This is a genomic window from Paraburkholderia tropica, assembly GCF_900109265.1.
Classification (GTDB): domain Bacteria; phylum Pseudomonadota; class Gammaproteobacteria; order Burkholderiales; family Burkholderiaceae; genus Paraburkholderia; species Paraburkholderia tropica.
The window spans coordinates 1-9,610 of the sequence record NZ_FNZM01000049.1 but is presented as its reverse complement, the minus strand read 5'-3'; the positions used below and the strand labels follow the sequence as shown (position 1 = coordinate 9,610).

Below are 9,610 nucleotides of genomic sequence, written 5' to 3'. Positions count from 1 at the left end.
GCGCGTCCGCCAGCTCTGATGCCGGAACGACTTCTTCGCCAGCCTTGACCGCCGAAAGGCTGCCGTCCTGGTACAGCTTGCGCCAGTGGAATAGCTGGTTCGGGTTCACGCCGTGCTGGCGAGCCACCAACGATACCGATTTCCCCGGCTCGAAACTCTCGCGCACCATCGACAGCTTCTGCTCCGCTGTCCAGCGCCGCCGACGCTCCGGGCCCGTCAACACGTCCATCACTTCCTGCCTGGTGTTAGTCAAAAACACAGTCTTATGCCTACCCGTTATTTTAAGTGGGTCGCTGTGTCCGGTGTTTCAGGGGGCTGCTCCAGTCAGGCCTATTGGGCCGCTAGTCGAGCTATATGTGAGGAGAGTGTTGGGCACGTTAGCTCGGCGGATTTATGTTCCGCTCCGAGTTCTTTTCTATCGTCTTATCTAATCAAATCAGGAAACGACCAAAACATTATCCAATTGGCATAGAAAGGATGCCACTTTCTTAAATTCGCTTGAAACATGCCGATAGCTTGAAGCGGAGATGACACCGCGCTTGCTCCTCTGCCCACGTGTGCCCAGACAGAAGCCAAGCCCCGGGATGACGGGCGACGACTAAAACCACCCATCAGATGGCGTAGCGCTGACCATATTCCCTCAACGGTCAATCACGTCGAGGTGGCACGTGACCCCGCAGACCGTTCCGGGCGCGACTTTGGCGACAGTTGGCGCGCCGATGCCAGCACCCGCCGGCTTGACCGGTTGCCAGCCATACACCTAGAGGGCGACGAAATTCGCTAACGACCAGACGTTAACTTCGGCGATGCTGGCTTTTGCAACTGCTGACTGTGGGTCATGTTTCAGTCGGCATTGGCACCATCAATAATGTGGCAGCCAAGCACAAGCGGAAATTTGCCCCCCCTAAAAATAAAGCTTTCTCGCTTCAATCTCCAAATCTGCCAAAGCCCCATCCGCATTAGCTTCCAGCGCCCGCTACTACCTCCGCGGAAGCTCCAAATTACCCCCTTCATCGAACGTATTCCCCATACTGGGGCATCCGAAACATAAAAACCTTTCCGAGCCCGCCCAGCAAGGGTTTGCTGGCAAAACTACCCCCCTATTTCTCACAATCGATGCGCCGCCGTGCAACGGATTCGCGTCAAACTCGATTGCGGCGCGAAACGCTGGTAGCCCCAGAAGCAAACAGTGCATCGGCATACTGTCATCTGCCCGTACCGTTTTTCCGTGACGTCGCCTTCAGCCACCTCGATGCACTACAGCTCGGCTCCGTTTGGCAACGCCGGCGGCGCGTTGGGGAAGCGAAACTCGTAAAGTTGGAGCCGACAGCCGCAAACTTCTCCCCCGAGGGCTGTCGCAATAGCTTAGGCCGTGTTCCTAGTATGTCGGCGGCAATTCGAACTCCGAGTCGCTTCGGGACTGTGACAGCGGTTTTGCCAGATTCTCGACATCAAAACTTTCAGGATTTTTTCAAACCATTGTTTTTAAACGATTTTTTATCGTCCTCAACAAAAAAATTTGCGCCGCCAGGTCACTCCGCCTTACAGTTATAAATAGCGCTCTGTGACAAGGAAACGGACATGCGTGATGAGTTACTTGACTTTTTGTTGAGCAAGGGGCCTCAGCTAAGCGGCCAGCTTGCCGCCGGCCTCGCGGATTGGCTAGAAATCACCCCGGCGGCAGCTCGGAAGAAAATCGAACGACGAAATGCATCCGTTCGCGAACTGAAGCTTCCCTTCGCGCGAAGAGCGAAGTTCCTGTACGCGGCCTCCCAGTACGGGAGCGACAAATTCTGGACACGGCTCGCTGAGGCGCTCGAAGAAGGTAACGGCGCGTATGCACGTGTGATTCGAGCACTTCGTGCGCGTGGCGGCCTTCTCCCGCTGGCGCATCTGGCGGCAGCTGCAGGTATCTCATCCGGCGCCCGCCAAATTTCGTTCGACCGTGCCTGGCAAGACCTTGTGGAGACAGAGCTCTTTCAGACGATAGAGGTGCCAGGTTTGGGCGAGTGCTTCGCGTTCGCGAAGAAGGACACAAATATTGACGAATTGCTCCCCGATATACGCGCCCGTCTGATTACGGAAACCGTCCTGCTTCAATCGGTGCAGGAATGGGCTGCGAAGCTTGGACTGGGCAGCTTCGCAAGCTTTGAACTTCGGGGTATCCAGCAAGGAGCCGCGCCCACCGTTTCCATTTTTGAGTGGGATTTGACGGCCCCGTCGTATGTCAGCGCGCTGACCACTTGGAGCAAGGCCGGACGCCCGAATCCGGGCTTCATGGTTCTGGACGTGCTTCTGAAAGACGAGGTCGAGCTGAGTGACGTTCAGCCATTCATCTACAAATGCAAGACCTTGCGCCAGGTACGTAACGTTCGAACCCTGCAGTTCTTTGTCGCGCATCGATATGCCCACGAAGCCCTCAATGCAATGCGGCGCGAAGGCATTATTCCCGCGACCACAGAATCGCTGTTCGGCACCGACGTGGCCCGCGCATTGATGGAATTGACCGCTACACTGAAGCAAGCCGCGACCGAAGCCGTGGACCTCGAAAAATTCTCTGAGCTGTTCGCCAAGCTGGGAAAAGTCGGTGGCGCAGTCGGAACGCTGCGCGGCGCGCTCTTCGAGTTCGTGGTTGCGGACCTGATGCGGAGAACTGTTGGGGGTGCCAACGTCCTCATGAACAAGATATATCGCAAGGGAGGCAAAGATGTTGCGGAAGTCGACGTCAGGGTTCATGTACCGGACAGCGAGATACGTTTCATCGAATGCAAAGGGCTGCTGCCCGGCCGCATACTGCCTGATTTAGAGGTCGACGCTTGGTTAAACAAGCGCATCCCGGCCGTGAGAGAGCAAACTATCGAGAATTCTGAATTCAAGAATGTCAAGCTGACCTTCGAGCTTTGGCTAACCGGCGAGCTGTCTCCCGAAGCTCAAGAAAAAATCTCGAAGGCACAAGCGACCGTAGGCCCAAATAAATACACCATCAAAGTGATGCTTGCTCCAGAAATTGAAGATGCGGTGAAGAAATTCCCCGACCTCCGCAAGGTGGTGAAGCAGCACTTTTTGGAGCATCCGATGGCCGAACCGCTTGGTACCATCAATCAGGTCTCGAAGCGACAGATTTCGCAGGTCGCGGCTGCGTTCTCAGACCTCACGCACGTCGATTTCGGGAGCACCTCCGCCGAGGCCGGTCAAAGTCCCGCCTGATGCACGCCCATCGCGGTACCGTTTCAACACGTGCGATAGCTCCTGCTCGCAAGTGCGTCCCATACATCTCGCGTTGAATTGATGAAACGCTGCCAACGGAGGAAAATCAGAGCACTCTCCATACGATTGTACCTAACATGAAGAATATTGTTGCCGCTGCAACTCTCATATCAAGCGTATGTTCGGTCGCACACGCAGAGCCATCGACGTTTCGATGCTCGGCCGTACAGAACACCGTGCACCACGACCTCGATATCGAAGTCGATAGGGACAAGTTGACCGAGTGGAGCTATCTCGCTGCCACGCCAGCAGGCGATTCTTCGTTGACATGCTCTCTCGACTCCACGGACGGAAAAGAGGGCAGCTCGGCGGAAGGCGTGCAGAACTATGCGACTGACGCTGGCAATGTCATCGTGACAAAACGGGGCAAATCGTTCGTTTTCGACTTCTCGAAGATTCGCATCACAGACGCATGCGGGCAGTCTTCTGCAATGGCAACGCATATCACTATCACGCCTGGCTCAAAGCGCTGCACGAATGTTGCGAATTCAACCTGAATGAACCAACCTGCCTGCGTCAACGAAGCAGGCAGGTATCTAGCGGTCGAGACCGTTGGCGCGAACCCACAGCAATTCCTCTTCCAGTGAGCACCACAGGTCCCGCGCCAAGCTTCGTAGGTGCAGGCGCCAGAGGTTGTTGCCAATCCGGTAGAAGAAGGATGACTCACGCCGCACGAGCATGCTGCTGACCCGGGAGATGACCTCATCCGGGTCCCACATCAGCCATACAGGCGGCGCCGGCGTCATAGCGATGCCCCCCAGTGCGGGAGTGACCTCGTCGTACAGCACCTGCTTCAGCATGGGCAACGGCATATTGGCGCAGTGCCGGACGAGTTGCTCCGCTACATGGCGGTAGTCGACTTCGTTGTCGACGAGCATATCCGACATGATGCACCAGCACTCACGGCGTTCTTCGATGATTATGCTCTCTGTCATGCGAGCTTCTTTCTAGCATGAGCAGCTCAAAGCGTCCGCTCGCGCGCATCGCCGCCGCTGTAGCTTGCTTTTGCTCCGCCGTGCCGTTGGCTGGGAGGATACGGGACCACTCGTCGATGGCCTCAACGTGGAACTGCGAGAGCCATTTGAAATACGGCTCACTGATGAGGCGTTGACGTCTCTTGAGAGCGAAGTCCACCTAGTGCATTAATCGCGCCTATCGCGATGAATGCTACGTGGTGTAATCACGCCTTGCGCTCCCACTCCCACAAGGCAGGCTGTGGTCGATGAGCGCCGCTGCGGTCGGGCGCGAACACCTCTGGCATGGGCTCACCCTGCTGCACCAGCACCCCGGGTACATTGTGCCCAACGGCCTTCCACACTCCTGTTTCCGGGCAAGGTTGACCGGTGCGAACCTTCGGGGGCCCGGAGAACTCCGCCGGTGGGCGGTCATCCTGCTTTGAATCGAACTTTCGCGCGAAATCAACCAAATCTTTCGGATAGAGCAAGTGGTCTCGGTACGAGTTGTCATCTAGTTCAAGCAGGAATGAGACTGCGGCTGCTTCAATCGCCCAGTATCCGACATACGCGCCGCCTTCGTCAGGATTCGCCTTCAAATGGCTGTCATACCAAGACGCGGAGCGCATTGCTCGGTACCATCCGTCCAGACAGGACGTTATCAATGAAATACCTAGCTCGTCGGTATCGCTGTAAAGGCTATTGATGACATCACGATATTGCTCGTGGTACCACTTATCCACATCGACGCGGCCGTCCATCCCATACGCAAACAGGTCTTCGTAGAGCGTATCCTGGGCCCGATACGACGGGTCGAGCATGGCCGCCAATCGAGGGAGCAGGTCCCGCCGATGAAGAAGGTGGCAGAGCGAGATGAGCTGAATGGCAGCCTCATACTCTTCAATCTCCCCGAACATGAACGGCGGATATGTACTGTCCTTCTCCGCCACACGTTTCGCGGCGGTGTAGCGCTCAAGGCTGCTAACGACTTCTTCGAACTCGCTTCGCAGAAGGTTCAAGTCGGCGCCGCCTGTGTACCGCAGAAAGAACCGCCTAAACGTCTCCCTTGCCACATAGCGAGAGCCAAGCGCAGCCTTGCCCTCCTCGCTGCCGCCGTTTGGAGGCATATGCGAAGACCAGTGAGCGATTTCTTCGTCGATGAGGGGCAAAAGCCACTTGTAGTAAGCCTCGCCCAGAAAACGTTGACGGCGGATGAATTCGAAATCTGACATTGGAACCAATCCTAATCCTCTGCGAGATATTTATCGCAAGCGTGCCTGCTTGCGCTGCACAGCTGCGGCGACCTCGGCGTCGCGGTAATGATGGGTCGGCGGCAACTGATGGTCGGTATGGCCGTGTTCGTCGCCGTTCATCAGCGCCGCCTCGTGTCCAGCAGCGGCAGGCAAGTAAAAGGGTACATAAAGAATATGCCGAGAATAGCCGCTTCTTCGGATACTCCGAACGAGGTTGCCGCTTACCGCACCGGCGAGATTCTGGTCAATCCAATCCTCACTCATTTGAACGACCTTCGCGGACCCAGTGCCGGGCGCCCGGGTGCCTTCGCCAGATGCCGCATCCGGGGAACTCTTGTTCGGCTGCCGACGCCCGCCTGCCATTTTGCCACCAGGCGACGAAGCTGGAGGCTGAGCTCCCCCCGAGGACACTATCGGCGGCTCAATGAGTTCGTCAGCGGAGGGGCGAACCACATCCTTGATACGAGACGCCAACCCAAGTTTCGGCGACATGTTTCGCTTCGCCTCAGGTGTCGCCGTTGGCCTATCGACCTTCGACGACTTTGCTTCAACGATGGCGTACGGCTTACCGTCGTTTGTTCCCGGGTTCGCTCGCCAAACCCCATCAATACCTTGGCCGTGAGCCTGTGGCGCGAAAAGCTTCGCGAGCTTGCCGTTGCCATTGAGCTTACCAAGCACCTCTGCACTTGGTGCCGCCGCCCAGTGTCCCATCACCCCCTGGTCATGAGACGCCCAACCCGAACCCCACCCGAGATGCTCATAGCAGTAATAGTCAGCGATGTGCTCGCCCAGAAGGCCGGTTATGCTATTCGTGATGTCCGTGACAGCGAGCTTGGCGTTCACGACCCCGGTGGACGGCGCAGAATTCGAGCGGTTGTGCCCCTGTTCTGCTTCGACGCCCACCTTACCCGGCTTCTCGGTCTCCTTTCGCAAGGCGACTGCGCCCTCTGCCGACGAGTTCGGCTGCTTCTTCTTCCAGTGCATGAGCTTGCGCTCAACGAACTGGGTCACCCAGTACGGCAGGTTCGTCTCAACAAAGCCGAGCGCCTCGCCGAACGTGGTCTGAGCGGTCGGCGGCATCTCACGATAGAGCCACGATTTCTCGATGTGCTCGCGGGATTCAGTCAGCAGCTTCTTCAGCCCAGACGCGTCAAAGAGCTTGTCAACCAGTTCTTCCGGGCTCGTCGGGCAGTGCGCGCGCTGTAGCACCATCCGCAGAATGTCGAAGAGCAGCGGCCCGTAAATTTCGGACCTATGGTTCACGAGCCTGAACGTGCGCTTCACGCCGGCACCGACCACGGGCACCCAGCCCACGACTGCGAACACCAGGTCGATGCCCGTCTCTATCTTCGTCATCTCGTCGGTGGCGCTGCGTGCATTCCACACGTTCCAGACACTCTCCGACGTGTCATAGACGTTCTGCGCGACATAGAAAAGCGGGAACGCGTTTGCCGCCATCGAGATGCCAATCTGCTCGACCGCGTCTTCGACGGCCTGTTGGTCGTTTTCGTTCATTGGATATCCGGGCGGCCCGAGAATTGATTGAAGAGGCTCGCGAGATTTTCCTGGTTGATGCCTTCGTGACCACCGGCGCCAAGCTCCTTCAATACGTCAGCCTGGTCGAGCGTTTTCGCTGCAGGCAGCGCTTGTTGCGCGAACGGGCGTGCGTCCTCGCCAAAAAATGCCTTGACTGTGCCTTCAGGGACGTCACGTAGTACAGCGTGGCCGTTGGCATCCAGCCTGCCTGCCAACGTCGTACCGTTTTCGAACATGACCTTGTACGGCGCGCCGGGTACAGGCTTCAGGTTGCTGTCGGTGAGGTTCAGCTCGAGCTTGTTGTGCAGGTCGCCCTTCGGCAGTGTGGGCAGGTCGTAGGGACTGCTCGTGGGCCCGTTGAATGCATGCTGCGCACCCTTGATGTCTATCTGCCCGGGAGCATGAATCTCGATGTTGCCATCGTGGATGCGGATGTACGCGCCCCCAGCGGTCAGCAGGACGCCCTGGCTCGCAGCGACTTCCACGTTTTCGGAGGCCGACAGCAGCTTCACTGTCTTCTGCGCCGTCAGCTCGATGTTATCCGAGTGCGCGCGAATCTCGACCTTCCCCTTCGCTGCGAAGAGCTTCATTCCTGCGTTCTGGACGAAGAGACTGATTTTGTCGGTCATGCTCGCAAGCAGCGACTTGCCCGTGGCGATATGCGTGCTTTGACAGCTGACCAAGGTGAGCTGCTCGTCAGCGCTCACGTGCACTGACTGCTGCGTCGAGACGCCGATTCCCGCCGGGCTCGCCGCCAGGAGAATCGGCTCTTTGAACGCATTGGCGGAGCCAGTGCCGCCGCCGGCAGTACGGCCGCCGCTCGCCTGGCCCTGGGCGCTATCAGTCGACGCTGCGGTGAAGGCTTTGAGCGCGTCTTGGCCTGCTTGCAGGCTTTCGGCCTGATGCGTCGTGCTCGCGCTGTTGAGCGATTCGAGAAGGTTGCCCGCACCTGACAACTGCCCTCGTGCGGCGCTTACGTCAAGCTGCTGCGCGTTCGTGCCTGCGGCTGCGTGGGTCGAGAGGAACAGCCCGCGGTTCGCGCGCAGCGCACCGTAGGCATCGGTGCGCAGTTCGAAGCCGCTGCCGAGATAGCTGCCACGCGTGTTCCCGTCCTGGGCAATGAGGTAACCCAGATGCAGCATGGAGTTACCTTGGGACGACAGCAATTGCAGCCGATTCTGGGCTGTCGCGTCGTCCATCACGAGCTGGTTGAAGCCGCCCGCGCCACCGTATTCACGCGACCGAAAGCCGGAGAGGATGCCATTCGAGTGCCAATGCGGCTGCGTCGCGCCGTTATAGACGCGCCCTGTCGCGATGGGCCGGTCGCAATCACCGCCGACCCAGTCGATGGCCACTTCTTCGCCGATGCGGGGCACGTGGACGCTACCATAGCCGCTTCCCGTGTCCGAGAACGCTGCGCGCACCCAGCACGTCCCGGCAGACGCCTCACGTCGGTCCCAGTGCATGCGCACGAGGATGCGGTTGTGCGAATCGGTGTAGACCTCTTCGTTCTCCGGTCCCGTCACCGTTGCCGTCTGAAGGTGCATGACCGGCTTGTGGTGTTCGAACGGGCTGCGAAACGGAACCTTCAGTCGCTGCGCCTCGACCTCGACGAGAAAGAAGCCATCGCTGCCATCGCCGACGGAATCTTCGACCAAGAACGCAGTTGCGCACTGCTCATAGGTAGCGCGAACCGCCGCCAAACGTTCAGAGAGGCTATGCGGGAACGCGTGAGTCTCGCTAACCGGGATATTATTCCGGATGTACCACGAGGCTTCGATGACCGCGAACTTCCGGTCCTCGCCGTCATCCTGCTCGTGAGCAGGATGGTTGTTCAGCGAGAACCAGCGGCCGACGTCGATGCTGCGCAGGCCTCCGACGCCAAAAAAGCGCTTCGCGCGCGACTCCCACTCTTCCAGCTTGAGCTTGGTGAGCTTGTCGCCACGGTCGCTATCCTGCCAGCTATAGGCGCCTGTGTATTCGTAGACCTCCGCCTGTTCCGGCAGGTCGCCCTGATTCGCGACAGTCGGAAACGAAGTCTCCTTGGTGGTGCCAGGATTCTTGTAGTCGAAGGTGCGCGAGCTGTAGCTCGTGCTTTGGAGCGTGCGCGTGCCGGACCACTGCACAAGCGCTTCCGTCTGGCTGGAGCTGCCGGCACGATAGAAGTCGACCTTCTGGGGCGACATGGCCTTGAGCGAATACAGGTCGTCGGTCACGACTAGCGTGTGAGACTTTCCGTCGTCGGCATGAACCGAGCCGGGAATCGTGGAGGCTATTGGGTTTAAGTTAAAGCAGGCGCATCCGCAGTATTTCTGAGTTGCCTGTAGTAGTTTGCCTCAGCTTCAGCGGGCGGGATATAGCCGAGCGGTTCCATCAGTCGATGATGATTGAACCAGGCCACCCATTGCAGCGTTGCCAGTTCGACGGATTCCTTCGTTTTCCACGGGGCGCGCCGATGAATCAGTTCCGTCTTGTACAGGCCGTTAATCGTTTCAGCCAGCGCGTTGTCATAGCTATCGCCACGGCTGCCGACCGAAGGCTCGATGCCCGCTTCGGCCAGACGTTCGCTGTAGCGAATGCTGACGTATTGGGACCCCCTGT

Annotated in this window: 8 protein-coding genes; 2 read left to right on the top strand and 6 right to left on the bottom strand. The window is 58.3% G+C overall.

The window, feature by feature from the left end; translation table 11 throughout:
- The coding region (locus tag BMY06_RS37740) for a transposase (protein WP_143064445.1) at positions 1–229 on the bottom strand (229 nt) is incomplete at its 3' end.
- 1,352 nt (positions 230–1,581) lie between these two features.
- On the opposite strand from BMY06_RS37740, the gene BMY06_RS37735 reads away from it, so the two are divergent.
- Together BMY06_RS37735 and BMY06_RS39400 are read left to right on the top strand one after the other, a co-directional pair.
- Complete coding sequence (locus tag BMY06_RS37735; protein WP_074987886.1) at positions 1,582–3,207, top strand: hypothetical protein; 1,626 nt, start codon at positions 1,582–1,584, stop codon at positions 3,205–3,207.
- 137 nt (positions 3,208–3,344) lie between these two features.
- On the top strand, positions 3,345–3,764 hold the full coding sequence (locus tag BMY06_RS39400) for a hypothetical protein (RefSeq protein WP_124260569.1): 420 nt from the start codon (positions 3,345–3,347) through the stop codon (positions 3,762–3,764).
- 39 nt (positions 3,765–3,803) lie between these two features.
- Here the strand turns inward: BMY06_RS39400 and BMY06_RS37730 are convergent, their stop codons facing one another.
- The 5 genes from BMY06_RS37730 to BMY06_RS37710 form a co-directional block, all read right to left on the bottom strand.
- The gene (locus BMY06_RS37730; RefSeq protein ID WP_074987885.1) at positions 3,804–4,202 is read right to left on the bottom strand and encodes a DUF7079 family protein; all 399 of its coding nucleotides are present in this window, start codon (positions 4,200–4,202) and stop codon (positions 3,804–3,806) included.
- A gap of 245 nt (positions 4,203–4,447) precedes the next feature.
- Positions 4,448–5,452: a PoNe immunity protein domain-containing protein gene (locus BMY06_RS37725; RefSeq protein ID WP_074987884.1), complete on the bottom strand. Its 1,005-nt coding sequence runs from the start codon at positions 5,450–5,452 to the stop codon at positions 4,448–4,450.
- A gap of 30 nt (positions 5,453–5,482) precedes the next feature.
- Positions 5,483–6,988, bottom strand: coding sequence for a hypothetical protein (locus BMY06_RS37720; protein WP_074987883.1), 1,506 nt, complete (start codon positions 6,986–6,988; stop codon positions 5,483–5,485).
- A complete protein-coding gene (locus BMY06_RS37715; protein WP_322789845.1) occupies positions 6,985–9,273 on the bottom strand; it encodes a DUF2345 domain-containing protein in 2,289 nt (762 codons plus the stop codon). Before BMY06_RS37715 ends, BMY06_RS37720 begins: the two co-directional genes overlap by 4 nt.
- A 17-nt stretch (positions 9,274–9,290) precedes the next feature.
- A partial coding sequence (locus tag BMY06_RS37710) for an integrase core domain-containing protein (RefSeq protein WP_143064471.1) occupies positions 9,291–9,610 on the bottom strand: 320 nt, incomplete at its 5' end.